26 protein-coding genes and 1 pseudogene are annotated in these 26,736 nt (G+C 35.3%); 8 read left to right on the top strand and 19 right to left on the bottom strand.

All coding sequences use genetic code 11. The features are described 5' to 3' along the window. Nucleotides 1–60 precede the first annotated feature (60 nt). Nucleotides 61–1,311 (top strand): helix-turn-helix domain-containing protein, encoded by a 1,251-nt coding sequence (locus ACIQ7T_RS05540; RefSeq protein WP_402869058.1) that lies wholly within the window; start codon nt 61–63, stop codon nt 1,309–1,311. A gap of 49 nt (nt 1,312–1,360) precedes the next feature. Here the strand turns inward: ACIQ7T_RS05540 and ACIQ7T_RS05535 are convergent, their stop codons facing one another. From ACIQ7T_RS05535 to ACIQ7T_RS05510, 6 genes are all read right to left on the bottom strand, one after another. Continuing rightward, nucleotides 1,361–3,265, bottom strand: coding sequence for an endonuclease MutS2 (locus tag ACIQ7T_RS05535; RefSeq protein ID WP_402869056.1), 1,905 nt, complete (start codon nt 3,263–3,265; stop codon nt 1,361–1,363). A 552-nt stretch (nt 3,266–3,817) separates the two neighbouring features. Beyond that, a complete protein-coding gene (locus tag ACIQ7T_RS05530; protein ID WP_370077512.1) occupies nt 3,818–4,207 on the bottom strand; it encodes a DUF302 domain-containing protein in 390 nt (129 codons plus the stop codon). A gap of 131 nt (nt 4,208–4,338) precedes the next feature. After that, nucleotides 4,339–5,244: an EamA family transporter RarD gene (gene rarD / locus ACIQ7T_RS05525; RefSeq protein ID WP_370077510.1), complete on the bottom strand. Its 906-nt coding sequence runs from the start codon at nt 5,242–5,244 to the stop codon at nt 4,339–4,341. Nucleotides 5,245–5,368: 124 nt separating this feature from the next. After that, a complete protein-coding gene (locus ACIQ7T_RS05520) occupies nt 5,369–5,902 on the bottom strand; it encodes a hypothetical protein (RefSeq protein ID WP_370077508.1) in 534 nt (177 codons plus the stop codon). Between the two features lie 168 nt (nt 5,903–6,070). Further along, nucleotides 6,071–7,243, bottom strand: coding sequence for a toxic anion resistance protein (locus tag ACIQ7T_RS05515; RefSeq protein ID WP_370077506.1), 1,173 nt, complete (start codon nt 7,241–7,243; stop codon nt 6,071–6,073). Nucleotides 7,244–7,310: 67 nt separating this feature from the next. Beyond that, entirely contained in the window at nt 7,311–7,571 is a 261-nt protein-coding gene (locus ACIQ7T_RS05510) for a hypothetical protein (RefSeq protein ID WP_370077504.1), read from the bottom strand. Nucleotides 7,572–7,946: 375 nt separating this feature from the next. On the opposite strand from ACIQ7T_RS05510, the gene ACIQ7T_RS05505 reads away from it, so the two are divergent. Beyond that, the gene (locus ACIQ7T_RS05505) at nt 7,947–8,342 is read left to right on the top strand and encodes a VOC family protein (protein ID WP_370077502.1); all 396 of its coding nucleotides are present in this window, start codon (nt 7,947–7,949) and stop codon (nt 8,340–8,342) included. A 335-nt stretch (nt 8,343–8,677) separates the two neighbouring features. Here ACIQ7T_RS05505 and ACIQ7T_RS05500 read toward each other — a convergent pair whose 3' ends face one another. The 5 genes from ACIQ7T_RS05500 to ACIQ7T_RS05480 all read right to left on the bottom strand — a co-directional run bounded on the left by ACIQ7T_RS05500 (nt 8,678) and on the right by ACIQ7T_RS05480 (nt 12,407). Then, the gene (locus ACIQ7T_RS05500) at nt 8,678–9,928 is read right to left on the bottom strand and encodes an ABC transporter permease (protein ID WP_370077501.1); all 1,251 of its coding nucleotides are present in this window, start codon (nt 9,926–9,928) and stop codon (nt 8,678–8,680) included. After that, nucleotides 9,906–10,811, bottom strand: coding sequence for an ABC transporter ATP-binding protein (locus ACIQ7T_RS05495; RefSeq protein WP_370077499.1), 906 nt, complete (start codon nt 10,809–10,811; stop codon nt 9,906–9,908). The genes ACIQ7T_RS05500 and ACIQ7T_RS05495 overlap by 23 nt, the downstream gene beginning before the upstream one ends. An 11-nt stretch (nt 10,812–10,822) precedes the next feature. Continuing rightward, complete coding sequence (locus ACIQ7T_RS05490; RefSeq protein ID WP_402869052.1) at nt 10,823–11,353, bottom strand: DUF2812 domain-containing protein; 531 nt, start codon at nt 11,351–11,353, stop codon at nt 10,823–10,825. A 201-nt stretch (nt 11,354–11,554) separates the two neighbouring features. Then, complete coding sequence (locus ACIQ7T_RS05485; protein ID WP_402869050.1) at nt 11,555–12,091, bottom strand: DUF2812 domain-containing protein; 537 nt, start codon at nt 12,089–12,091, stop codon at nt 11,555–11,557. After that, nucleotides 12,084–12,407 (bottom strand): PadR family transcriptional regulator, encoded by a 324-nt coding sequence (locus tag ACIQ7T_RS05480; protein ID WP_402869048.1) that lies wholly within the window; start codon nt 12,405–12,407, stop codon nt 12,084–12,086. The genes ACIQ7T_RS05485 and ACIQ7T_RS05480 overlap by 8 nt, the downstream gene beginning before the upstream one ends. A gap of 352 nt (nt 12,408–12,759) precedes the next feature. Here ACIQ7T_RS05480 and ACIQ7T_RS05475 point away from each other — a divergent pair, with 352 nt between their 5' ends. Together ACIQ7T_RS05475 and ACIQ7T_RS05470 are read left to right on the top strand one after the other, a co-directional pair. Further along, nucleotides 12,760–13,341, top strand: a complete 582-nt coding sequence (locus tag ACIQ7T_RS05475) for a TetR/AcrR family transcriptional regulator (RefSeq protein ID WP_402869046.1) — start codon at nt 12,760–12,762, stop codon at nt 13,339–13,341. A gap of 53 nt (nt 13,342–13,394) precedes the next feature. Next, nucleotides 13,395–14,603: a YhgE/Pip domain-containing protein gene (locus ACIQ7T_RS05470; protein ID WP_402869044.1), complete on the top strand. Its 1,209-nt coding sequence runs from the start codon at nt 13,395–13,397 to the stop codon at nt 14,601–14,603. 340 nt (nt 14,604–14,943) lie between these two features. On the opposite strand, the gene ACIQ7T_RS05465 is transcribed toward ACIQ7T_RS05470, so the two are convergent. Beyond that, complete coding sequence (locus ACIQ7T_RS05465) at nt 14,944–15,510, bottom strand: TetR/AcrR family transcriptional regulator (protein WP_370077487.1); 567 nt, start codon at nt 15,508–15,510, stop codon at nt 14,944–14,946. 197 nt (nt 15,511–15,707) lie between these two features. On the opposite strand from ACIQ7T_RS05465, the gene ACIQ7T_RS05460 reads away from it, so the two are divergent. Then, complete coding sequence (locus tag ACIQ7T_RS05460; RefSeq protein WP_370077485.1) at nt 15,708–16,466, top strand: SDR family oxidoreductase; 759 nt, start codon at nt 15,708–15,710, stop codon at nt 16,464–16,466. Between the two features lie 374 nt (nt 16,467–16,840). Here ACIQ7T_RS05460 and ACIQ7T_RS05455 read toward each other — a convergent pair whose 3' ends face one another. From ACIQ7T_RS05455 to ACIQ7T_RS05445, 3 genes are all read right to left on the bottom strand, one after another. Next, nucleotides 16,841–17,653, bottom strand: a complete 813-nt coding sequence (locus ACIQ7T_RS05455; protein WP_370077483.1) for a DUF6612 family protein — start codon at nt 17,651–17,653, stop codon at nt 16,841–16,843. Between the two features lie 390 nt (nt 17,654–18,043). Continuing rightward, nucleotides 18,044–19,381, bottom strand: coding sequence for a branched-chain amino acid transport system II carrier protein (brnQ, locus tag ACIQ7T_RS05450; RefSeq protein ID WP_402869041.1), 1,338 nt, complete (start codon nt 19,379–19,381; stop codon nt 18,044–18,046). Between the two features lie 315 nt (nt 19,382–19,696). Continuing rightward, entirely contained in the window at nt 19,697–20,449 is a 753-nt protein-coding gene (locus tag ACIQ7T_RS05445; protein ID WP_370077479.1) for an alpha/beta hydrolase, read from the bottom strand. Nucleotides 20,450–20,898: 449 nt separating this feature from the next. Here ACIQ7T_RS05445 and ACIQ7T_RS05440 point away from each other — a divergent pair, with 449 nt between their 5' ends. Continuing rightward, nucleotides 20,899–21,783, top strand: a complete 885-nt coding sequence (locus ACIQ7T_RS05440; protein WP_370077477.1) for a LysR family transcriptional regulator — start codon at nt 20,899–20,901, stop codon at nt 21,781–21,783. Nucleotides 21,784–21,883: 100 nt separating this feature from the next. On the opposite strand, the gene ACIQ7T_RS27975 is transcribed toward ACIQ7T_RS05440, so the two are convergent. The 4 genes and pseudogenes from ACIQ7T_RS27975 to ACIQ7T_RS05425 form a co-directional block, all read right to left on the bottom strand. Then, nucleotides 21,884–22,147, bottom strand: a complete 264-nt coding sequence (locus ACIQ7T_RS27975; RefSeq protein ID WP_483869829.1) for a prolipoprotein diacylglyceryl transferase family protein — start codon at nt 22,145–22,147, stop codon at nt 21,884–21,886. After that, nucleotides 22,092–22,706, bottom strand: a pseudogene (locus ACIQ7T_RS05435) (prolipoprotein diacylglyceryl transferase). The gene ACIQ7T_RS27975 and the pseudogene ACIQ7T_RS05435 overlap by 56 nt, the downstream one beginning before the upstream one ends. Before the next feature lie 338 nt (nt 22,707–23,044). Beyond that, complete coding sequence (locus ACIQ7T_RS05430) at nt 23,045–23,842, bottom strand: DUF1835 domain-containing protein (RefSeq protein ID WP_370077475.1); 798 nt, start codon at nt 23,840–23,842, stop codon at nt 23,045–23,047. A 14-nt stretch (nt 23,843–23,856) separates the two neighbouring features. Next, nucleotides 23,857–24,480, bottom strand: a complete 624-nt coding sequence (locus tag ACIQ7T_RS05425; RefSeq protein WP_370077473.1) for a LysE family translocator — start codon at nt 24,478–24,480, stop codon at nt 23,857–23,859. Between the two features lie 286 nt (nt 24,481–24,766). On the opposite strand from ACIQ7T_RS05425, the gene ACIQ7T_RS05420 reads away from it, so the two are divergent. Both ACIQ7T_RS05420 and proB read left to right on the top strand, forming a co-directional pair. Next, the gene (locus ACIQ7T_RS05420) at nt 24,767–25,150 is read left to right on the top strand and encodes a sodium:proton antiporter (RefSeq protein WP_370077471.1); all 384 of its coding nucleotides are present in this window, start codon (nt 24,767–24,769) and stop codon (nt 25,148–25,150) included. A 491-nt stretch (nt 25,151–25,641) separates the two neighbouring features. Continuing rightward, nucleotides 25,642–26,736 carry a glutamate 5-kinase gene (gene proB, locus ACIQ7T_RS05415; RefSeq protein ID WP_370077467.1) on the top strand — a complete coding sequence of 365 codons (1,095 nt, stop codon included), beginning with the start codon at nt 25,642–25,644 and terminating at the stop codon, nt 26,734–26,736.

Here is a 26,736-nt window from a genome sequence, read left to right as displayed (position 1 = left end):
ACGCAACAAAAAGTTTAATATAATTAAACAAAGGACATGATTTAAAAAGGAGGCGAGGCAGTGGACTCTTTAGGCACACGAATTCGCAAATTAAGGAAAGAACGAAAATTAACATTAGAGGAATTTGCTGGTGAACGTCTAACAAAAGGTATGTTAAGTCAAATTGAAAATGATAAGGCCAAACCTTCGATGGAAAGTCTTGAATATATTGCGGAGCGTTTAAAGGTAAAAGCAAGTGAATTACTTGAAGAAATAGCACCTTCTACGATACGTCATCTTTTAGAGCAGGTGGAGACTATATATGCTGAAATAAAACTAGGTAATACAGAAAATCTGCAGCAAATCATAGAGATAATTAACCCTTATGTAGAAGATCTTCCGCTTAGCTATGAAGCTGGTCGTTTACTGTATATTTACGCAACAGCACAATATCAAATGGGATTAACAACATGGGAGTCACCACTCCAACAAGCACGCTTCATGTTTAAAGAAATTAATTTACTGAGCCATTGGTTTGAAACCTATATATTACAGTCGGCCATATTCACAGAAGGTCGAAACTATAAAATGGCGTATTCCTGTATCTTACAAGCTAAAGAAGAAGCTGAGCAAGAAAATTATCAATTAGATTCACGAGATGCCGGAAAAATGGCTTATTATATTAGTGTTTTTCAATTAGCAGTCGGAGAATATGAAGCCGGTAAACAACTCGTTAAAGAGACAATTGCCAATGCACATAAAAATCAATTTTACTCTTATATAGATGATATGTATCGTATTGCAGCGTTTTGTGCTATGGTTGACAACGATTTTGAGCAAGCAGAACATTTGATAAAAAAACTTGAGCAGTATCGAGTTTTTGCGGAACAAGTGGAAGTAGATGCCTTTATTTTCACATTACGAGCGCATTATTATAACAATTTCACTCATGATTATGAAAAGGCACTAGCGGAAATAGAGCGGTTTCGTCCACTTATGGATATGGGATTGATTAAATTTGATAAAAATCTTTACTATGCGGAAAAAGGAAAATCCTTATATTTGCTAGCCCGATATGAAGAGGCTAAAGAAGCATTTGAACATTTAACAAACATTCCCCCATTCATCTTACATCCATTTGACATATTAGGCTTTAATGAGTGTTTTTCTTATAAAGCTCTTTGCTATGCACACTTCGGTGAATTAACAACTGCCTACGAAATCGCCAAAATGGCCTATATGGATTCTCAGTATTTAATTGATCTACCCTATAAACAAAAAATTGAAGAAACTTATTATTCAATAAAAGCACAAATTAACTCGGTTCAATAAATAAAAGGGATTGCACATTTTATAATTTATGTGTAATCCCTTCATATTATTAGCTCGATTTATCTCTCTTTATTTCCTTCTGAATCTTTCGAAGGGCTTTTTTCGAACCGCGCTCTATGTCATGCTGAAGCTTTCGTTCTTTATAATCCACAAACAATGTCTCTACATCATATCCTTCTGGGTATAATTCTGTTGCCGGAAGCTCTAATGCCAAACGCTTGACATTTACATTTATAAATTCTCCCTCGTAGAAAACGACAACATTATAGAAATTATCCATTTCTTGATAAACAATTCCAACGTCATCATGATCTAACAGCTTCACACGATCTCCCTTTTTAAAGTCATACTTTGCTTTGGTTCTCTCTTGCTCAATCTTAGGCTTCCTGATTTTACTGTCATTTACTTGTTCTAGATGATAATCCTTATTGTCAATATAGCCCTTCGCTCTTTGCAATACTGTTTCACGTATATTCATTTTCTTAGAAATCCATAGCGCATTACTTTCTCCAGATGTTCCGATAACTAATTTATACAAAGGTTCTAAAGTTTCACTATTGAAACGCATAGCCGCATTCATAAAATCACTATGCATTTCAGAGAAACGCTTAATTTCTCCATAGTGAGTAGTTGCCACTGTCATACAGCCCATATGATAGAACTCCTCTAAAATGGAAATCGCCAGTGCTGCTCCTTCATTCGGTTCCGTACCACTTCCTATTTCATCAAATAGCAAAAGCGTATTATTATTGGATGCCCTCATAATATCCGAGAGATTTTTCATATGGGATGAGAACGTACTAAGTGCATTTTCAATACTTTGATTATCACCAATGTCTACAAAAATATGATCGAATACAGCTATTTCTGTACCTTTATCTGCAACAATATGGAAGCCTGACATAGTAGCCAATGTTAACAAGCCAATGGTTTTTAGGACAACGGTTTTACCACCAGCATTCGGTCCTGTAATGATTAAGCTGCGATAGTCTTTACCAATTTCAAAATGAAGTGGCACCGCCTTCCCTGTTAACAGTGGATGCTTACAATTAACGAGCTTAATATAGCCATAATCATTTAAGCTTGGTTCAACTCCTCCAATGTGCTTGCTAAACTTAGCTTTGGCAAACACCATATCATATTGGCTAATCAATTCCTTGTTGATGTTGATTTCACGGATATTTTCCATCAGTAGCCCAGATAATGTCGCCAAAATCTGATATTCCTCCACCGCTTCTTCTGCTTTCAAAGTGGCCAATTCCACATTTAATTTACCTACTGTACTTGGTTCCATAAAGACCGTTGCACCTTTAGACGAAACCTCTACTATTGTCCCTTGCACATGATTTTTATAAGAAGCCTTAATAGGAATCGTGTATCGATCATCCTTCTTACTAATAAAAAATTCCTGGATATATGTTTTATTGGCACTATTATTTAAAAATTTAGTTAAGCGCTCTTTAATTTTTCCCTCAGTTGTTTCGATATGATTGCGAATCCGCTTTAACTCCCTACTAGCAGCTGAATCAACACGATTTGCTTTAATAGCAAAGTTAATCTCCTCTTCTACACTTTTAAATTCAGACATCGAATTTGCATAGGATGCAAGTACTGGTGCAAAAAATTCCTTCTCCAGCATAAACTTTTTAATTTTTCTACAGCCTCTTAAAAAGTCAGAGATGCTAACCAATTCACTAGGGTCTAAAATTATCCCTTTTTCAAGTTTTTTAATCGTGTTGTCAATATTGGATACCCCTAAAAACGGGACATGACCTTCCGCATCTAAAATCGCTCGTGCCTCAGTCGTTTCATTCAAACGATTTTTAACAACTGTCAAATTTGGGCTCGGCGTTAATTTATCTAATAACTGTTTACCTAATCCACTAACACAGTATGATTTAACGATATCCTTCAATTCATTGTATTGTAACTTCTCAAAAGTAGAATGATTCATTTTAAATTCTCCTCACTATGATTTTTCCATAATCATTCATGAAGATACCTACTCATTAGATAGCAATGATTTTAAATTGGTTCTACATCTAATGTTGGAGTGAAGCACTAGGTGAAGTCTCACCAAGGTTACGACAACTGTCCTTCCCTTTGTAGGGACACCTCAACAAATAGTTTGAAAACCTTTATATTCAATTAAAAAACAAAAAAGCTGCGGGGATCCCACAGCTTTTACATTACAAGGCATGTGTAAAAAGCATCGTGAAAAAGACTTCAATCAAAATGAAGCATTTTCAGACCATTACACGCTTTATAAAGTATTGTAGGTATCTTCATAGGTATCGAAATAAATCCACGACTAAATAAGGGGTCACTTTATGACACAAATCCCCTGTCGTCATTAAATTTACTTCATTAAGTTGTTCCTATTTAGAACCTACCGCACTCATCAAAAGCACCTCTCATTTATATAATTTATAATCATTGTTATCTAATTGATTGACATCATATTACTATATGCTGGCAGAAAAGTAAAGTTCCTTATTACTATTCATCATTTGCTTTTCTCTAATACATCAATTAAAATCTTTTCAATTTTTTCAGCAACTAATTTTAATTCTGGGTCATTTAACAAACCTATCATCGCAGTTGGTTTTGGAAGGCCGATTTTCTTTTTCTCTGCATCTTCATAAACCGTTATCTTACACGGCAGAAAGTATCCAACTAATGCATTATGACCAAGTACCTTCGCAGCCTCTACCGGATTACAAACCTCGAGAATTCTATAAGGCATTTTAAAACTATCTACGCCTTTTTTATGCAGCGTTTCAGTCAAGTTGAGCTCCCATAAAACGCCAAATTTATGTTCTTTTAAATTTAATGCTATAGCTGAAATTGTTTCTTCAATCGTTTTATTTGATGTGACTGTATAGTGAAAATCCATAAAGTAGTTTCTCCTCTTTCATTGTAAACGAAATTCATTCGTGACATTTTTTATCTGAGTTAAAGATAGAATAGCTTAATTTTTATGGAATATGCAAAAAGGACCTGTAGAAAATATCTACAAGTCCTTTTTTAGGCTGATTTATGATGAGCTCTTCTCACTTCAATGATTTTCGAACCTGAAAACAGTAGTAAGGCTGCCCAAATAATACTAAATGCTAATAGCTCTATTTGACTAAACGGTTCTTTATAAAGTACGATCCCTAAAACTAACACAATCGTTGGTGATACGTATTGAATAAAGCCTAATAAATAGAGTGGAATATTTTGAGCACCTTTCGCAAATAAAATTAATGGCACTGCTGTCACTATACCACTCACAATCATGAGGATGTCTGTTTTCACATCAACATGTAAAAATGATGCTTGATTCGTTGTAAAAAGGTAAATATAGTAGCCTAAAGCAAACGGTAGAATAAATAACGTTTCAATGGCTAGACCTCTTGTCGCATCAAGCGTAATTTTCTTTTTTAGAACACCGTAAATGGCGAAGGATAAAGCAATAAGAAGTGCTACCCATGGGATTGACCCATAATTAATCGTTAAAATAATTACAGCGATAAAGGCAATTCCTGTAGCTGCCCATTGCGCACGACTAAGTGCTTCTTTAAAGAAAATAACCCCAAAAATAACTGACAGTAAGGGATTAATATAATAGCCTAAGCTCGTTTCAATTAAATGATTATGGGTAACTGCCCAAATATATAAATACCAGTTCATTGAAATAACAAATGAAGCTCCCGCAAGCTGCCAAAAATGCTTTTGGTGTGACCACAAATATTTTAAGTCTGCGATAAGATCTTTGCGCATTCTAAATACTATTACTGCTAGTACTGTAAAGACAAAAGACCAAATGACACGCGATAATAAAATTTCCATACTCGGGACATGCTCAAGCAATTTCCAATAAAGCGGAAATGCACCCCAAAAAGCATAGGCTAAAAATGCCGCCAAAACGCCTTTTTTCTCATTTGACATTGCCTCTAACTCTCCTACTCTATTTTGAATCTATATGTTTTTGCGTTATATTTCCATTTGAAGAATAGACTAATTATAGGTCTTAGATTGGAAACTGTAAATGACGAATTTTAACAAATCGACATTACTCTTTATGTTCAGATTCAAGCTCAGAAATATATTTACGCACCATACTATAACTAATATCAGGGTTAATTTGACGTTTAATGCGAATCTGAATTTCTTTAATACCAACACCCTGCTCCCGCATATCACGTATCATAGATTTTAACGGACCTGACAGGTTTTCCTTAGATAAAGTAGTATGTTTACTTAATTCAATTAATAGCTCTGTATTTTGTCTACGGATCTCCTTCAGCTCTCCTACGATACAATTGTATTCCATTAGCTTTTTTTGCAAGACTGCATTTTGCTGCTTCATTTTTTGCATATCATCCATAAGCTGTATATTTTGTCTCTTTAAATTTTTTTGCTCCAGCTCCTGAATATGATGCTTTTCATCTAAATCTTTATGTAAAGCATTATATAGCTCAGCTATATGTGTCAATTCTTGATAGCGACTTTGCGATAACAGCATCAGTGTTTCTGTTATATCAATAGAAAGTGTTCCATCTTTTAACGTTGCACACGATAATGTAGTTGGATTTATTTTGTTCATAGATTTTTCTTCACTCCATCACTAATGAGTTCGTGTAATGGCATAGCTTTGTTTAACATTTTTCCGCTTCCTTTGAAAAAATTTTTCATTGGTCTAATTATCGTATTAATTTCTATTTTGTCAATGTAAAAAAGCTTCTTGCGAAGAGAGATGCAAGAAGCTTTTCGATTACATTTTTTTCAGTTTCTCATATTCAAGCTGCAGACGTTCAATACGTTTACGGCCTTCCTCACGATTTTTAGCTGTTTCTGCTTGAATTTGCTTCGTTTCTTGAATACCAGACATAATTGTTTGCCATGTCGTTTCAATGGTTTCGATCTTAATACTTGGGCTACCAGCTGCACGCGCGATATTAACACTATTTTTACTAATATTTTCTGCATTTCGTACAAGCATTTCATTCGTACGACGGTCTAATTCAGTCATTGAGTCTGAAATAAGCTTTTGGCGTTTTAACGTCACCGCATGAATAAGCCCTTGCTTGAATATAGGAATTGTCGTCACAAACGCAGAGTTAATTTTAGCGATTAAATGGTTATTCCCTTGCTGCATTAATCGAATTTGTGGAGCAGATTGGAATGAAACTTGTTGCGCCATTTCTAAATCATAACGACGTTGTTCTAGTAAATCAACGGCACGTACCATCGTTTCATAGTCCATTGCCGCTAATTGATCACCAGTTTGTGCTTTTTGTTCAAGTGCTGGTAATGATGAACGTACTTCATCTGTTTTCACTTCAATTGCCGCAATAAATTTACTTAAAGTTTGGAAGTAATTTAAGTTTTGATCATATAAATTTTCAAGATCAATTGTATTACGTTTCATTTCACCTTCGTATTTTTGAACCTCACGGAAAATGACATCCACTTCCTTGTTCATGCTGTCATATTTGGATAGAAACTTTTCTAATTGTTCCTTTCCTTTACTAAACAGCTTAGTAAGGAAGCCACCTTTTTTATCCTCCGCAAAATCTTGAGGATCAAATTTATCCATAATTCTATTTAAATTATTTAATAATACACTTGATTCCTCAAGTTTACTTGTTTTCATCGTTGCTAGCATTTTATCTGAAAAAGTAGAAATACCATTCGCAGTTTCTTTTCCAAGCTCTAGCATAGCAATTTGGTCTTTGACATCAATTTTTTGTGCTAATGCATGAACCTCAGGATCTTGCTTTAAAGCAAGTTGATTTTGAGCAATTTGTGATAGCTCTTGCTCAGAAACAAGTACTGGTTTTTTTGGCTCTTGCTCCACCTGTAATAATGGATTAGGTTGTAATAATGGATTTTCTGATGCAAATGGATCTTTTGATTTTAATAGGTCGTTGTCGAATTCAGACATAAAAGTTTTACCCCCTGCGATTTATCTCTTTTATTAACATACGATTCCAAGCTGAAAAAGTTTCATTTTAATCAAGTCTTACAAAATAAGAGTCACTTAATATATATGAAGCCTCATGATGCTCTAGTTGAAAGCTATAATGAGATGTATTAGAAATATTGACAAAAAGCTTTAATCGCTTACGATTATTTAAAATTCCAGCCAATTCATTTCTCATAGGTAGCTGCTGCTCAAGCTTCACAAAGAACTGTTCTCTCTCCTCTTGTGTTGCAAGGCGTTGAATTGGTGATTTTTTTAATAATGCTTCAATCTTTGCTTGTGATAACATATCTTCACCCTCTTACATAAATTATAGCTTGTTTCAGTAGGAAATTCGACTGAATCAATGAAATACTTTACATTGTTTTCTAAAATTAGCAGAGGCTTTCCCCTATAATGTTGGGTTGATTTCCGTTCCGGCTAGGTCGTCAGATGAGCAAAAAAGTAGCTACTTTCGTTTTATTAAAAGTCAACATATTTCCAATATGCTTAGTCGTTAGTTAATAAAATAGATAAAACATTTAAAAGTGCAGAACCATCAAAAAAACAGGCTGCTTCTGTTTTTATTATTAATGCTGATTTCTCGAAGATTGTTGTTTTCTGGATAAATAATTAAAAGTCTGGAATTATCTGATAAAATAACATGTAAAAAGGAGGTAATCCGTTGTCACAGGGACTAATACACCACATTGAAATATATGTTTCAGATTTAAAGAAGTCAATTACCTTTTGGGGGTGGTTATTAGAAGAATTGGGATATGAGCCATTTCAGGAATGGGATCGTGGACAAAGTTGGAAGATTGGAGAAACATACATCGTTTTCGTTCAAACAGATGAACGATTTATGGACATACCTTACCATAGATGTCGAGTAGGTCTAAATCATTTGGCGTTCCATACAAGTTCACGTCAACAAATTGACGATATGACAAAAAAGTTAAAAGAAAAAGGTATTAAAATTCTTTATACTGATAAGCATCCCTTTGCAGGAGGGGAAGAACACTATGCAGTTTATTTTGAAGACCCAGACAGAATTAAGGTTGAATTAGTAGCGCCCTAACCTCTATATTTAGAGGTCTTTTTATGTTTTCCTTAACCTTTCGACTGTTGTATAGTTGGACTTTTAACACGCTGAAATTAACTTTGTTTATCTCGCTAAACCTTCCAGTTATTAGTGGCACTCCGTATCCGCTCTCACTCTCATCCCACACCTTACGGATGGGGCTTTCCCGTTCGGAAAATCTGTCATTATAAAATGTATAACCCCTTAATAAATCATTCAAAATAAAAAAACACATTACTAATTTTTTCATAGTAATGTGCTTTTTAAATGTTAATTAAATTCAAAATACAATTACTTGTACTTAATCTTAAAGAGTGTAGCTGCTTTAATCATCACGTTGTCACTTTTAGCACAGTTTTAATTTTCTTAATAACGCCACCTGAACTATAAGTCAGCACGCTGCGTTTATAGAATGAAATGCTGAATAAGTAAGCCACAATAATTGTTGCGATTAAAATACCTAACGATAAAAGTGGTACAATTAAGCCTATATCAGTACCCCCAATACGCATCGGCATGAGCATTCCAGACGTAAATGGAATATAAGAGAATACCTTAATGATAAGTGTATCTGGATTACCCATTCCCGTTATCATAACATAGAAACCAATGATAGTAATCATCATGGCTGGCATTAATACTTGGCCTGATTCTTCCACTTTAGACACTAAAGAACCGAATAATGCTCCTACAATTAAGTAAAGAATAATTGTTAATAGTAAGAATAGAATGGCGTATATCACATAACCTATCGATAATTCTTTAACAATGCTAGCTGCCATATCCCAAACAAAACCGTTCTTCGCAAATTTCGCATAGATTAGGAAGACAACTGTAATAATACCCATCTGTGTTAATGCGAGTAAAAGCACACCAGCAATTTTTGCTTTAAAATGGGTAGCTGGCTTTACACTAACAAGTAGCATTTCCATTGCACGTGAACCTTTTTCAGTAGCAATTTCCGTTGTAATCATAGATAGGAATGTAGAAATAAAGAAATAGATTAAAATTCCAACTGCATAAGATACAACTAGCCCTGATTGTTTTTCTTCTTCGCTTTTACCACCATTAGACTCTTTATTTAAGTTTTTATTAGAGATTATCGTTTTTGCACCCATAATTTGAGTTGCTTGTTCTGGTGTTAGTGATAACTGTTGTACAGCATAATTTTGGCCAGCAAGTTGCAGTATCGAATTTATCGCACCTTGATCATTTAATTTCAATGGAGTGAAAGTGGAAATTTCAGCGTGAAGCTGATCATTTTGATCTGTTATTTTAACGATTGCATCTAACTTTTCATCCTTAACCTTTTTCTCAAGCGCCGATATATTTGACTCATTTTGTATAAATTCCATATCGCCATTTGATACAAAGAGGCCGCTTAAATCTGCTGTTGTTTCGTTGATAATCGCAATTTGTTGGGTATGATCATCACCCGTAAAAAGCTCTTTAATATCCGACCAGAAAACCGCAACAGACATCCCAAGTATATAAATGCATGTCATTACAACAAAGGATTTTGATTTTATTTTTGATTTGTATAGCTGTTTCATTAATAAATTAAACTTCGACAACGTTGCCACCTACCTTATCTTTAAAGATCTCATCTAACGATAAGTAATCTAAACTAAACTTTTCAATATATTTACCATTTGAAAGCTTTTCGAAAATGCTTTGCGCATAGCTCTCATCCTCTAGAGTGAGTACCGTTTGCTCTTTCTCTACTCGAATATCTTTGACACCTTCAAGTTCCATCAATTGAGTTGTAGACCACTCTGTACGTACTGCCAATCTTGTTTTCCCGTATTGTTTCTTTAAATCTAGTAGACTACCTGAAAATAAAGAGACTCCACGTTTTAATAGACAAAGATGATCGCATAGTTCCTCTACATTATCCATTTGGTGACTGGAGAACAAAATCGTAGTGCCTTGTTCTTTTAAAAGCAATATAGCATCCTTCAGTAAATCTTTATTCACAGGATCAAGTCCACTGAATGGTTCGTCTAGTATTAAGAACTGCGGCTTATGAATAAAGCTAGCAATCAATTGTACTTTTTGCTGATTCCCTTTTGACAAAGTTTCAGCCTTATCTTTCCGTCTTTCTTCTAGCTCAAATCGACTAATCCAATAATCAATCTCCTTTTTTAACACAGACTTCTTCATGCCACGTAGCTCACCGAAAAAGTAAAGCTGATCCTCTACCTTCATCGTCGGAAAAATGCCTCGTTCTTCTGGTAAATAACCAAGTACATCTCGGTTGATAGCATTAACCGGCTTGCCATCCCAAGTAATTGTACCAGCTGTTGTCTCCTGTAAATCTAAAATCATTCGGAATGTCGTTGTTTTACCGGCTCCGTTTTGTCCAATCAGCCCAAAAATCTCCCCTTTTTCAATGGTGAAATTTAAGTTGTCGACCGCTGTGAAGTCTTTGTATTTCTTCGTGACATGCTCTAATTGTAATGTCATCTTTTTTCCTCCTACGATTCAAATATATGTAATTCTCGTTGTAGTCCTTTTTTACGTCTTTCAACTTTCAAAATTTGTGTACACATTATTATTACGACTACAAAATTTAAGAATGGTACTCCCGTGTATAAGATTCTTTCTGTTGATTCACCAAGTAAAATATAAAGATTGATAAATCCAATTAATAAATTAAGAAATGTTGCGGCAATAAAAAGGCGGCTTATTAATGTTAAATATTTTATTTTCGAAGAACTATCTGAAAATAATTCAAATGGACCTTCTGATTTCTTTTTGCGGTAATAAGCCCATACGCCAAATTTTGAAACAAACTCAATATTCATCGTCTCTAAAAAATCAAAGTAGTCCTGCTTTTTACCTTTAACTAGTTCATTGCGATATATGTATTGACCAGGTTCCCCTTTTTCAAAAATAAAGTATCCCACCATTGTACGCTTTAGATGCCAACCTTGTTCTGCCATATCATTAACCCATGCTTCTTCCTTTTCATAATCAAGAAAAAAACGATACACTCTTTTTTTCATAAAGTCCCACCTCCATTCTATTAATCATACAAAACTGATGCGAACTCCTGGTTAAATATACGCATAAATAATAGTCTTATAACTATTGATTGATTTTTCTGATTTCCCGGAAAATAATTTTGAAGCAAATATGAAATCCCATACTGTAGCTTTCTTTTTGGCATTAAATGCAACCATTTTTCAGCCATACAGTCTCCCATACTAATCTGTGAACAGATCCAAATCCTTCTTCAATTTATTGCGCACACGCACAAGTTTTAATAATGGTATAGAAAATAACACGACTACAAGAATATTAGTGATATTCATTGATAATTTAATCCAGTCTATTGCCTGTGCTGAAAAAATCCCACTCAGACCAATTAGTCCTATAGCCAAATTAAGAAGGATAAGCGATAGTAGCAGCGAAATTCTTTGGGACAGCTTATTCATTTTATTTTTCTTATCAGAGTAAAGTTCAAAAGGTCCATCATTTGCTGGTTTCCTAAAGAAGACGAGATTGCCAGAACGATCTACCCGTTCAATTCCTGAGGACCTCAGAAAATCTAAGTATTCGTCTTCATATGAGGCACCATTTCGCTCCATTTCATCATGCCGATAAATATAACTACCTGGTTCTCCACGTTCGAACGTAAAACGTATCCAAGCGAACTTTTTTAAATGCCAACCTTGGCTTGCCATATCGTTAACCCATTTCTCAATCTCATACGGGTTAACGGCCAATCGATATTTATCCATTTGTTCCATCCTCCTTCGTTATACGGACGCCATTGTCAAAAAGTTCCCTTAATCTCAAAATTTCGTATTCAACCACTCTTTTTCCACTCTCTGTAATGATGTATTCCTTTTTTCGTCCATCACCATCTAGCGCCTCAATCCATCCTCGCTCGAGTAAAGTTTTGATAGCTCCATAAATCGTCCCCGCTCCAAGCCGAACACGACCATCACTCATTTCCTCTACTAGTTGCATGATGCCGTAACCATGTCTTGTGTCAAATAAAGCTAATAAAATATAATAAACGCCTTCTGTTAATGGCGGATGTTCTTGAGTCATACAAATCCCCCTTTTTATATCGTCTAACAATATATCGCCATACGATATACTAAAAATATATCAGCCAACGATATAGTTGTCAATGTTATTTTTTCCATAAAAAGTTATTAAAACTTTTCATACTAGCAGTGTAGCACCATGTTGTTGTTTTGATTCACCTTGAGTGATTTTTGGTTTCATCTGAGATTTCCCTGGCTACTCGAGAGGTTCTTATTCTTCTCTTGGTTATTCGAGCATTTCCTCTTATCATCCAAACATTACTGATTTCCATTGTCTGTTAATATTTTTATTGCACATGGAATTTCTCTATGCTAGCATGTAAGTAATTACTTGCACGAAAGGAAGAATTCTATTGTCTACAAAAGGTACCGCAGAACGAATCATAGATGCAGCTTTACAACTCGTTAGTGAGAAGGGCTATACTGCTGCAACAACTAAAGCAATTGCTGAATTAGCTGGGGTCAATGAAGTAACAATTTTTCGCCATTTTGGCAACAAGCGCGGCATTTTGAAAGCCATTATTGAGCAATTTTCCTATTTCCCTCTTCTACAGCAAGAGATTAATAAAAATGTTACATGGGAATTGGAAACGGATTTACTAAATTTCTCTGTAAAGCATTTCAACTTTTTAATGTCTATTAAAGACTTTGTAATGATTGGTTTTAAGGAAGCGATGCAGTTTCCGGAAATTAATGAAGAGATTGCTAATATCCCTCTTCATATTAAAAATGAGCTAATTCATTATTTTCAGGAAATGTATGAAAGAGGAAAAATTAGAGAGATTGATTTTGAAGCAGCAGCGTTATCTCTTATCGCTATTAATTTTGGTCATTTCATGTCACGGGCACGCTTAGGAACAATTGTTTCTAATATGCCTACTGAAGAATTGTTAAAAACGAGCATTTCAATTTTTTCTAGGGGATTGACTCCCTAGAAAAAATTTTTCCTTACAATGCAAGTAAGTACTTACTTTATAGGAGGTCTTTTATGAAAGGGTTACAAGCTTTATTTAAAATTCGAGAAACTTATATTGGCATTGTCATTACAATTGCATTCCAGGTGATTTTCTTTTCCGTATGGATGACTGCCTATGATGGTGTAAATGACAGAACAGAAAATTTAAAGATCGGACTAATTAGCGAAGATACTGAGATGGGGCAACAAGTAGCAAATGAACTAAAAGGAAAACTACCTTTTACAATAGAAAATTACTCCTCTCTAGACAGAGCTGAGCAAGAATTAAATCAACGTAATATCCATATGATTATTCATATTCCAAGCAACTTTACGAGTCAATTACAAGCAGGTAAAGAGGCTGAAATTATTTACTCTATCAATCAAGCAAATGCAAGCATCGCAAAAAATATGATGGATGGAGTAGCAAAACAAGCAACAGAGGAAATTAACCATAATATTTATCCTTTACAGCAAGGCAAAACCATTGAGGCATTTTCTCAAAAGTTCTCACAGCTTCCAATGGAGCCAAATACAGCACAACAAATTAACGAAGCCGTTGCTACAACAATTATGAGTGTAAAGGATCATGCGATAGATTCTACTATTATTAAAACAAATAATGTTGAAGAGTTTGCTGCGAATTTTGTGCCATTGATGGTTATTATTTCGTCATTCGTTGGTGCAATGGTAATGATTATGCAGCATCAGCAGGCTGCACAACTTGTGCAAGATACAATTTCGAAGTGGCGATTGTTCCTAGCAAGACAGCTTATTAATATTGGTGTCGCCTTTGCCCTTCCGCTATTAACGATTGGCTTAATGCATCTATTTAATATTTCAAGTCAAGTAAATTTTTTAACAGTATACCTTTTTCAAGCATTAATGTTCTGGGCTTTCCTCTGCCTAGCACAAGCCTTTATCATCATTTTTGGTAACTTGGGTATGATTTTTAATATTTGTGCTCTTTCTATGCAGCTTGTTACTTCAGGTGCTCTTGTTCCACAAGCGATGCTATCTGATTTTTACAATAAACTAGCGTCACTTCTCCCAGCTACTTATGGAGCTGACGGCTATTTCATCATTATTTTTGGTGGAAGTACTGATAATTTAATGAGTGATTGTAGCTCGTTAGGAATTATCATAGCTGTAACACTGGGCATTTCTGCGACGGTCGTTGCTTTAAAAAAATCAAAAGTAAAGAGTGAAAGCGAGCAAATTTCCCCTGCCACGGCTCAATAATATTGTCAAAAAAAGCGATGTACTAATGATGAGTTGGTACATCGCTTTTGTAGTAAAATCATAAAACAGTGAAGATACCTTCGCTAAGATGCGGCACTTTAAATAAAGGTGATTTCCGTTCTAGGCTATCGCTTTCCCGTGGGTGAGAGTCGAGCCACCTCCTCCTCTTATATTGTTGCATAGTAAACATTTGTCCTGACGCTATTACTAACTTTCGGTTATATCATTCGACGCCTTTGGGATTAGCGTCACAGATGAGACCCTGCAGCGAAGCGTCAGCAACACAGCGTCCAGTCGGAACGGAAATCACCCCCTCGCTTTGCCGAGGAGTCCTTTAATACTATTTACCAATTCGCAAAATAGCCGCAAGTTGTTTATTCAAGGTACTTACGCTATCCACAAAATCTTGACGATACCATTGAATGATTAGGCCAATGATTGCGTTTGCTTGATAAGCACTATAATACTCAATGGATATCTCATCATGTACTTTATTATGAAGTGTGATATCTCTTTTTAGCAGAGCGAAAATTCCATCAAATAACATGTAATAGTATGTCAGTGGCACATTTTTAGAAAAAACAATACGATAGAACATTTTAAAGCGCTCAATATGATGAAAAATACGAATAGTATTTGGATCTATTTGGTTTTTATCCAATGTTGTTACTGCACGGTACGGTTCCTCATAGGAATTATTTAAATCCTCCATAATTTCCTGAAAGTATTCCTCAAATAGCCCTTCCTTTTGCTCATAGTGCAAGTAGAAGGTACCTCTATTCACCTTTGCCACCCGACAAATTTCTGCGATTGTAATGTTTTCTAAAGGTTTCTCGCTTAATAAAGTTAGTAAAGCATTATGTAATGCTTGCTTCGTTTTGACAACTCTTAAATCGTTAGCGCTCAAATTTTTTCCCCCTTACTAAACAGATTTTTCTAAATGTGTTGATTACTGAACAGTTCTTAGTATTTTGCGCATTGAAATCGCTTACAAAATTATTATATTATTTTAATGAACACATGTTCAATATTTAACATATTATATCCTCGAAATCACTGGGACAAACTCTGGTGAATAAACATAAATTATAGGAGGTTTTTGTGATGAGATTAGAAGGTAAAGTAGCCATCGTAACAGGTGCAGCGTCTGGTATGGGTAAAGCAATTGCAGAAGGCTATGCAAAAGAAGGAGCAAAGGTCGTAGTTTCTGACTTAAATTTAGAAGGTGCACAAGCTGTTGTTGAAGGTATCGAAGCAGCTGGTGGCTCAGCGATCGCTATTCAAACAAATGTTGCATCAACAGAAGACTTACAGCGCTTATTTGATGAAACAAAAAATGCTTATGGTAAATTAGATATTTTAGTGAATAATGCTGGTATTATGGATGGCATGGAGCCAGTAGGTGAAGTGTCTGATGAACGATGGGACAAAGTATTTGCGGTAAATACAACTGCTGTTATGCGTTCAATGCGTATGGCGACAGAGATTTTCCTTGCTCAAGGACATGGTGTCTTTATTAACAACATATCTGCTGGCGGCCTATATGGCGCTCGTGCTGGGGCTGCCTACACTGCTTCTAAGCATGCTGTTGTTGGTCTCACTAAAAACACAGCATTTATGTATGCAGATAAAAATATTCGCTGTAATGGTATCGCTCCAGGTGCAGTGATCACAAACATTGCTTCTTCCATGACAAATGTGAGTCAAACAGGTGCAGCTCGCCAATCACTAGGTTTGTCCATTAACCCACGAGCTGGACAACCTGAAGAAATCGCTCAGCTTGCTATATTCCTTGGTTCAGATGAAGCAAGCTTTGTCAACGGACAAGTAATTGCTGTTGATGGTGGTTGGACAGCTTACTAATTTCGTTTTTAGCACATCTGAAAGAAAATTGTGATCTCAAAAAGTTAGTCAAGTTTATTTCATTAGTTGGTATGTTTAAATGAGTTCGATATTGTATCGAACTCATTTTGTATTTGGTCTTTATCCGTTTCGAATTATAGTATTCAACTATATTTTAAGTTCTCGTTTGAAATGCTCTATATTTTCTAATTCCTTCAGGTAAATAAACACGTATTTCATAAATGCTGAAGAAATTCAACATAACAAAGTATTATTCTTTCATATTTAACATTTCATAAATTGTAGATGATTACAAAATGATACTTGTTTCTAGCTATTAAAAAATAGAACAGCCTTCTTTCATAATTAGTACGATTGTTCCAGAATTGTGTGTTTTAAAGTTCTTCCTTTTTAATGGCGTTCCTACTAATTTCTTCAGGAATAACTAATTTTTTTACATTATTTACATCCGAATAAACGGTATCAGAATTTAAAATCACATTCGAATTTCCAATTTCTTCATATAAATTTATATTCGCAATAATATTAGATGATTTCAATAAAAAGTCTTTATTGAATATTAGTGTATATTTGACTTCATTAATCTTTGTCTTTAGGTGCTTTGTTTCCAATTCCCTTTTCATAGTATTTTCAACATAATCTGTTACAAATGCTAGACTCTTTTTATCTGATGAATCGGTCACTTTGGCAATCAATATGTACTCATCTTCTCTGTACTGAAGTTGAAATATGTCTTCAAATTCCAGCATTCTCTTAATATCGCCTAAAAAATATCCATCTCTTACTAGTTCTTGCTTTTCATCCATATCTAATACAGATATCTTGTACCAGCGTTCGTTATTATTAACATTGTAAAATTCGCTATCAATATCAATATAAGCCTCAGTCACATCTTCAGGATCAACGTAATTATAATAAATAAGAAGAGGCTCCTTCTGAACTACCATATCCATTGTGTGAGTTTGTTCTAATTGTTCATTTTTAAATCCTATAGTTTTAGCTCCGATAGTTGCTTCTGTCTTCATTTTATAGCTTGTAATGGTTTGTTCAAGTACATTGTTAATTACTGTCGCTTTTGAAATACCTTCCGAAACTTCCCCAATCGAATCCTTGGATTCTTCTTTGCTACAGGCTATCAAAAGAAGCACTAGGACTAACATGAAAGATTGCAATAATTTTTTCTTCATAATATCTCTCCTCAAAATTCACTACAATTATAATAACATCCTTATATGGTTAATTTAACCAATTAAATTATATTGTTACCGAAAAAATCATTATCAGTGTTAAAGTTATCAACTATAATTGCTTAAAATGCCTCAATATTTACAAATGGAGCTAAATTGGAGAAAACTGCATTATTACAAGCTTTACGTCAGTACGTGAATAAATCTCAAAACAAAAAGAGGCTGGGACAAATGTGTTTCAGCCAACAAAAATACCGAACTATCCAATGAAACTCTCATGAAGTGTTTCGGAATAGTTCGGTTTTTCTATTTATCGTGTTTTGTTAATTTAGAGATTATTCGGCTTTATGAAGGAACCATTTAGTTATGTCCCAGCCCCTTTTTAATTTTTTAGGCTTTCCTTGCTGGGAATAAGTATCCTATAAAAGCACCAATTAACGCTGGTAATATCCATCCTAAGCCCATGTCGTAAAAAGGTAAAAAGTTCGAATAAGCTTTTGCAATCGCATCAAAAAAACCTAGTTTCGCTGCAGGAATGTTACCCACTAACGCTTTATAACCATCAATGATACTAATAAAAATTGTAAAGATCATTACAATCGCATAGACCGTTTGCTTAATTTTAAATAGTGATGAACATAATGCAAGGACAATTAAGACAATTGCTAACGGATATAAGAACATTAGCACTGGAATGGCAAACTTAATAATATTCGTTAATCCGAAGTTGGCAATTGTAAATGACACAACGCACAATAAGAAAACAAACCATTTATAGCTTATTTTCGGGAACACTTCGTGGAAAAACTCACTACAAGATGTGATTAAGCCAATACTTGTCTTTAAACAAGCAAGGACAATAATAACTGCCAATAAAATAGCCCCGTATGATCCAAAATAGTGATCTGCCACTGCAGCAAATATTAAGCCACCGTTATCAAATGTACCAACAGCATCAATACTCGATGCACCCATATACGTTATTAAACCATATATTAACGTCATTAATGCCATGGCAAAAATACCAGATTTCCACGTGGCTTTAGCAATTTCCTTTCTATCTGATATTCCTGCGCTTTTAATTGCGTTAATAACGACAATACCAAATGCTAATGAGGCTAATGCATCCATTGTGTTATAGCCTTCTTTAAAGCCTGTCATAAATGCTGAATCAATATAATCCCCGATTGGCTGCTGGAAATGTCCCATCGGTTTTACAATACTAATAATAATTAAAATAAATAACACAATCAAAAATGCTGGTGTTAAATATTTTCCGATATAATCCATAATTTTCGCTGGGTTCAATGAGAAATAAAAAACGATGGCAAAAAATACGAAGCTAAATAAAGCAAGTAAAAGTGTTGTATGCTCGGCTTGTATATAAGGTTCAAAGCCAACAACAAACGGAACTGTCGCTGTACGTGGAATCGCAAAAAAAGGACCGATCGTTAAATAGAGGGCTAATGAAAAGATGACACCGAATAATGGGTGAACACGGCTCGCTAAGTCACGCAAACCGTTACTACCTGATAAACCAATAGCTAAAATACCTAGAAACGGTAAACCGATAGCTGTTACTAAAAATCCAATTAGGCCAAACCAAAAGTTGGTCCCTGCTAATTGTCCAAGCTGTATTGGAAAAATAAGATTCCCTGCTCCAAAATACAGTCCGAAAAGCATTGTACCAATGACTGCATATGTTGAAAAAGGTATTTTCTGTTGCATTTTGATGTACTCCTTAGATGTATTTAACTTCTTTCTGCAATTATTTTCTGTAGAGAAAGCAAAGTCAGCTACAAGTGTTTTGGTAGCGAAAGTGAAACGTCAGTTACAAATGTCTTTTGTACCGAAAGCGTAGCGCCAGGTACAGGCGAAATTAATCTATTGCGATAATTTAAATCGAAGTGATTTCTTTCTACAATTCCACTATGGTATCAGGCATTTATTTTAAAAACAATAGTTTTTTCTTTTATAATCGTTAATTGTACAGTTCTTAGCTTTAAGTAGACAAAACTAAAAGAGCTGTCTGTTGACAGCTCCTTAGTTTGCGACAGACCACTCTACATGATCTAAAAACTTAAATACGTCCTCATACACTTTATCGCGCTCTTTATCTAATGTAATAATATGGCCAGAATTTTCATACCAAATAATCTCTTTATCATCAGTTTCCACAGTATTTAAAATGAATGGCGCACTTTCTTGATAAAGCTCATCATCTAATGAACCTTGTAATACTAATGTAGGTGCTTTGATTGTAGATAAGTCATCACGTGTTTCTGTTGTTAAACGTGTCACACCATCTAATGAATCCTTAGGTGTAATACGTAATTCATGTAATTCTGAAATAATTTGATCTTTTGATTTATTTTCAAAATGTTTATATAAACGAGCGTAATGATATAAACGTGTAAATAAGCCTTTTGAGTTATCGCGTGTTATTGGTGCACACATGGCAACACATGCTTTCACAGGAAACGTCTCTGCTACTTTTAACGAAAATACGCCGCCAAGTGAAATTCCTACTACCGCGATTTCTTCATGACCATTACTTTTTAGGAAGTTATAACCTTCCACAACATCGTTCCACCAGTCTTCTGGTCTTGTTTCAAGTAATGCTTCTGGTTCTACACCATGCCCACTATAAATCGGTGCATGAACTGTATAACCACGTTTTGATAAAAATTCACCTAGCTTTTTCACATCTTTTGTGCTACCTGTGAATCCATGCAGTAATAGTACGGCTTTTTTGCCTCCCTCAATTGTTAGAGGTTGTGGCTTTGATAAATTCATTTTATAATATCCCCTTCACGGAAACTTGTAATTGTGTAATTTATGTGTCTATCTTAACACCCTTTATTCATAATGTACAATTTATAGTTTTTATCATATTAATGTCTTTTGTGCATTAATGATGTGAGGTTAATGGCTGTTATATCACACTTTCTGCTACTTTTATTTTTCATTCCTCATTTTACGTGCTTTCATTTTTAAAAAAATTTTTCATCCCGCATTAACAGTCAGTAATTTATCTGTACGGAAAGTGAAGTGACAGGTACAAGAGTACTACCTAAAATTCAGCGAAGTAAAGAGATGAACTGCCCGTAATATCCGATTGATGAAGACTAATAATCAGCGGGAAAATCCCCACTGATTAAAGTTTCATTTGATGTGCCTATACTTCCTACTCTTTTACCGTTATAATGCAGTTAACTCAAAATAACGGGAATTGAGGTGAAAAAATGGAGTGGCAGCAATTAGAATATTTTGTAGCAGTAGCAAAGCTTGAGCATATGACTCGTGCAGCTGAAGCATTAGCAATTTCTCAACCAGCATTAAGTCGTTCGATTTCAAAGCTTGAAGAGGAATTAGGAGTACCCTTGTTCGACCGACAAGGACGTTCGATTATGCTCAACCGATATGGCGAGCTTTTTTTGTATCGTGTCCAACGCATGCGTAAGGAATATGAAAAAGCAGTTCTAGAATTACAGGAGCTCAATAATCCAGAGCTAGGAGATGTATCACTCGGCTTTTTACATACACTTGGGACTAGCATCGTACCTGACCTGATTCGCGCTTTCCGTCAGAACCATCCGCATATACGCTTTCACTTTACACAAAATTACTCACATTCCCAATTGAAGCAATTACTCGCGGGAGAGTTAGACCTTTGTTTACTTGCATCGATCGACACGGAGCCCCCTGTTTGCTGGAAGGAGCTGTGGCGTGATGAGCTTTATATTATGGTGCCGATTGACCATCCCTTCGCTAACCGGACAAGCATTAAAATGAAGGAACTTGAACATGAGAATTTTGTACTGATGAAAAAGGGTTACGCATTGCGCCGTACAGCTGATAAATTATTAAATGCTGCAGGTATCAAACCGAAGATTACTTTTGAAGGTGATGAGGTATCAACCGTAGCTGGTTTTGTAGGTGCTGGCCTCGGCGTGTCGTTACTGCCTGTTGACGAAGACTTGAATCCAAATAAATTAGCTAAAATTCGTGTAGAGGATATGGTTTGTGAACGGATAATAGGTATGGCTTGGATTGAAAATCGATATCTTCCACCTTCAGCACGGCAATTTCAACAATTTGTATTCGATTTTTACGATAAAAATAATTGACAGCCCTATCATTCATTAATAAACGAGCTAAAGCAAAAAAGCGAGTAACAATTTCAGTTCTGCGTATTTGTTACTCGCTTATCTTTAAATATTCAAATGGTTATGCATTTTTACCTGTATATTTACTCTTATGGTATTGTGATAAAACTAATACTAGGCTAGTCACAAGGACGATAAGTAATGCAATAAATTGCGAAGTTGAAAATATACCTACTTGTCCCCTAATTACATCACCTCTGTAAAACTCAATTACAAATCTACCTGCACTATAAAGAAGCAAATACACACAAGAAACTAATCCAGGTTTTTTAGTCTTTCTCGCTAAATAGAAGCAAAAGAATACATAATGTAAAACTAAACACACTCTCCATAATTTGTGTAGGTATTAATTTAATATCATTCGGTGCAATTTCTGAGTTATGAAAAGTAATTCCAAACGGACTATGTGTTTCTTCTCCATAGCAGCAGCCAGCAAGTAGACAGCCAATCCTTCCAAATCCCTGAGCTAGTGCAATTGAGGGGACAAAAAGATCAAGGTGTTGCAAAAATTTAATATTATGTAGTTTACAATAAATGAAACCGGCCAAAATCCCGCCAATAATTCCACCGTAAACAACAAATCCTTCACCGATATTCCAAATAATGCTAGGATTCTTGATGATATTTGGGAATTGAGTAATCCAATACAAAAGCTTTGCCCCAGTAAAACCACCTATCAATCCCCACACTGTCAAAGAATAAACATCTGACTACTCCCACAGCTAAAGCAGTGGGCTTCCTGAAGCTCAATTCTGTGATAATTCAAACTGACGGTTTTTAGCACGATAAACAATGAGTTGGTATGCAAGGAATATGCCCAGTGCAATCAATAATCCATACCCATATATGGTTATCGGTCCTACTTTGAGAAGTTCATTATACATACTCTTCCTCCTTAAACTTAATTTATTTCATATTGTTGGTGATTTTCATTACACCTATTATATCCACAAAGTAAATTTTCTCTAAATAAAAACCAAAATTATCATTTATTTTTTAGCAATAAGGGGTCTATACAATATTCGATTCATAATGCTATCTCTCGCAGCAAGCATAATTATTGGTGTTTCCTTCAGTTTGCCAAGCTTTCTTTCAGTCCCTATTTAAGAGCTCAAAACATGAGTACTTTCTCATTTTATGAGGTACACTACAAGACAATTTTCTTCAACTCAAAAAACCACCTTCTTCATACGAAAGGTGGTTACTGCAAAGCATTTTATTATTACTTTCCTACATATTTTACTTGATACGAATACATATCTGTTGTATTTCCATCGATCTCAAAAAGTCCCTGCTTTGCAAGGGTCATCAAGCGTTTTTCCACAAATTCTTCACTTATATAGTCATCAATTGCACCAATTGTTTCACCGATGATACGCATCGGTATAAGCCATTCTTCATTTAGTTCGGCATGTGCTCTTTCCGCACTTTCCATAATGATAGGATCCAATGCGTCTTCCGCTACATGTACAATTCCATCTTGCCAAATTCGTAGTGTACTAGGGTTTTGTTTTAGCTCTTCCCATTCCTTTGCAAGTTCCTGACACTCATCAATAGAAAACCGCTTAGCCTCAGAACGGAGCTTCATTAGCAAGTCTGACGCAAGTTCACCTGATTGACGAATCTTCATGTTTGGCTGTACACGCTTTAAGCCCTCTGTAGCATCAATTCCATATACCATACTACATTTATTGATCAACTCGCTCATAACAAGTCGCAACCCAATCTCTTCATGAGTACTTTGGCTGTACCAAACCCAGACATCAACATCGCACGGTAAACCTGCAATTTTTTTCTTCCATGCTTGTTGAAGATCCTCGTACAATTCACGTTCTTCATTGTCCCTAAAGATATGAGCTGCTAGCCAGTTTTTTCGTTCTTCTGCGCTGCTTAGTGGACCAATCGAGAAAATCTCATTGACACTAAGCACTGATTCATCTCGTTGTAAATGATGCTGTCGTATCGCGTGTTTTATCGAACCCTGTGTAGATAAGCTAAACGTTATATGTAAAATTGCCATGAAAATCCCCCATTTTACTGTTTACTCAGCGCTATTTGTATCCCAATAAAAGTGAAAAGTATGCCTTGAATCATATTTAATCGTTTAGCAATTGCAGGCTTACCAATAATTACTTTTCTAACTTTACCGGCAAAAATGCTAAATAATGAAAATAGTATAAGCGCTTGTACTAAAAATACAATACCCAAAATTAACATCTGTAAACCTACATGACCATTAGAAGGATTTACAAACTGTGGCAATAGTGCTAAGAAAAATAAAGAAACTTTTGGATTTAAAATATTCATTAAAATACCTTTTCGATATAACGTCATATAGGCTTGTTCATTTTGCTGTTCCAGCGTGAATGGATCACCTTTCGCGCGAAACGATTGCCAAGCTAAATACAATAAATACGCTGCTCCTGCAAACTTAACAATAGAAAAAATAACTGTTGATTGATAAATAATAGCTGAGATTCCTAGAACAGCCGCTCCTATATGAACGAGCAAGCCTGTACAGAGACCAAGTGATGTCGCTATACCCGCCTTTTTATCCTGTGTAATGCTTTGCGCAAGAACAAATAAATTATCTGGTCCTGGCATTAATGTTAAAATAATTGCTGCCCCTAAAAACGCCAATAACATTGAAAACGTCAATACTACCCCTTCTTTCCATATTTTTAATAGGCTCATCAACATAACATACGTTTTTACAAAATGTCACACCCAACTTTCGGTAATGAACAATTACTTTTAGAAAAGAACCATTATAATATGATTTTATTTCCATTATACTACATGGTGATTTGCTTTTTCTAAATTTTTACAAAAAATCTCTAAGCGATTATGCTCGTTTAAGCAACACTTTTCTTCTTTAATACATTATAATAAATATTATCATAACGTAAAAGTCGTATTGTTTTGGAGAAAGAGGTGTTTGTCGATGGCAGTAAGTGATATTGTAAAGCAATATGAAGACGAGCAAGGAAATGTCTATTATAAAATGAAAACACATGATATCGAAGTACAAGCTGCACAAAATTCAGGGTTAGCACCAGTTATTACTTATTTTATGGGTGAAAAAGAGATTACTGATGATATTCGAAGTTTACGTTTTAGCCCTCGCCCTCCCTCAAGCTATATTCAAGATTACGATGAATTTCAAACCATGCTTTATGCTAAAGAACAACGTGCCATCAACGAACTATATGAACAAATGAGTATAAAACCAAAAAATATGTCTTCAGGAAAACAAATATTATGGAGCTTTTTCGTAATTGTTATAGCGATGCTCCCACTATTAGTCGCAATCTGGTGGTACAATTAAAAAAGTTGTGTTTTCCTCTCAACGTACCCTCGATTGTTCAGTATTACCTACTAATTTATTCGAAACTTTTTATTAACATTCCTAATCAGCTTGACAGACTTGCTAAAGTAGTGCATTCTTTATTCAATTACTTTTTGAGGAATGAGACATCATTCAAAAAGATATTCAATTATTAAAATAACAGCGGCGAAGACTAGTACCTAGAAACTGCTTGATCAGAGAGCGATGCCCATCGGCTGTAAGGCATTGTACAAGAAAGACTAAAGAACCTACTTCGTAAAACGTCCTAGCTAAACTAGGCGCAGTCTCAAGCGTTATGAGGTAAAGTGGAATGTCAATGACGTTCAATGTAGGTGGTACCACGGAAAGCGGCCTTTTCGTCCTAATTTATTAGGATGAAAAGGCTTTTTATTTTTAATTTTTAGCGAATCTTAGCAGCTGCTAAAGTTTAAATCATAATGCAAATGTAATGGCGAATTGGAGGTATTGCAATGGAAAGAAAAAGAATCGTCGTCAAAATTGGGAGTAGCTCCTTAACAAATGCAAAAGGTGAAATTGATAAAATACGTTTAATGGACCATGTTCAAGCGATAGCTGAATTAAAAAAAGACGGTCATGAAGTATTGCTTGTTTCATCAGGTGCAGTTGCAGCAGGCTTTAAACAGCTAGGGTACCCTTCCCGACCCGTTACAGTAAAAGGTAAACAAGCTGCAGCGGCAGTTGGGCAAAGTTTACTTATTCAAACCTACAATGCTTTATTTAGTATTTATGATATTGTACCTGCTCAAATTTTATTAACACGTACTGATTTTTCAAAAAAGGAGCGCTATAAAAATGCCTATGCCACTTTTGAAGAATTAATAGAGCGCTCTATACTGCCAATCGTTAACGAAAACGATACGGTATCTGTTAGCGAATTAACCTTTGGAGATAACGACATGTTATCGGCTCTTGTAAGTGGTCTCGTTCATGCCGATCAGCTCATTATCTTAACAGATATCAATGGCTTGTATAACGCCAATCCAAATAAAAACCCAGAGGCCAAACGCATTGATCGATTAACAGAGGTATCTGATGAAATGCTAGGTTTTGCAGATGGTGCAGGCTCGAAGGTCGGTACAGGTGGTATGGAATCTAAATTACTTGCAGCTCGAGCAGCTTTAAATGCAGGCGTCAAAGTTTTTATCGGAACTGGCCACGGTGCTAAAAAGCTTGTAGACATACTAGAAGGCCGTGGTGATGGTACGTATGTTGAGCATGATGCGCTTGCTGTTTTAACAAATAATAAACAGTGGATTGCACTCACGGAAGTATCTGGTAAAATTTTTATAGATAGCGGTGCTGAGCATGCACTATTGGCAAATGGGAAAAGCTTGTTACCCGCTGGTGTATACCGTGTCGAAGGTGACTTCGCAAATGGAGACGTTGTCGAGGTCTACAGTGACAATGGACTGCTTGGTCGTGGTGAGGTCTTATATTCTTCCCTAGAGTTAGCACATGCGATGGGAAAACGTACAGATGAGTTAGCGAACTATCCTATTGAGGTCATTCACCGAGATAAATGGCTAAAAATTCAAACAAATTAA

Origin of the sequence: Lysinibacillus sp. NPDC096212 (assembly GCF_044763105.1) — a bacterium.
Taxonomy (GTDB): domain Bacteria; phylum Bacillota; class Bacilli; order Bacillales_A; family Planococcaceae; genus Lysinibacillus.
The sequence above is the reverse complement of the archived record's forward strand: the minus strand, read 5'-3'. Positions and strand labels throughout refer to the sequence as shown.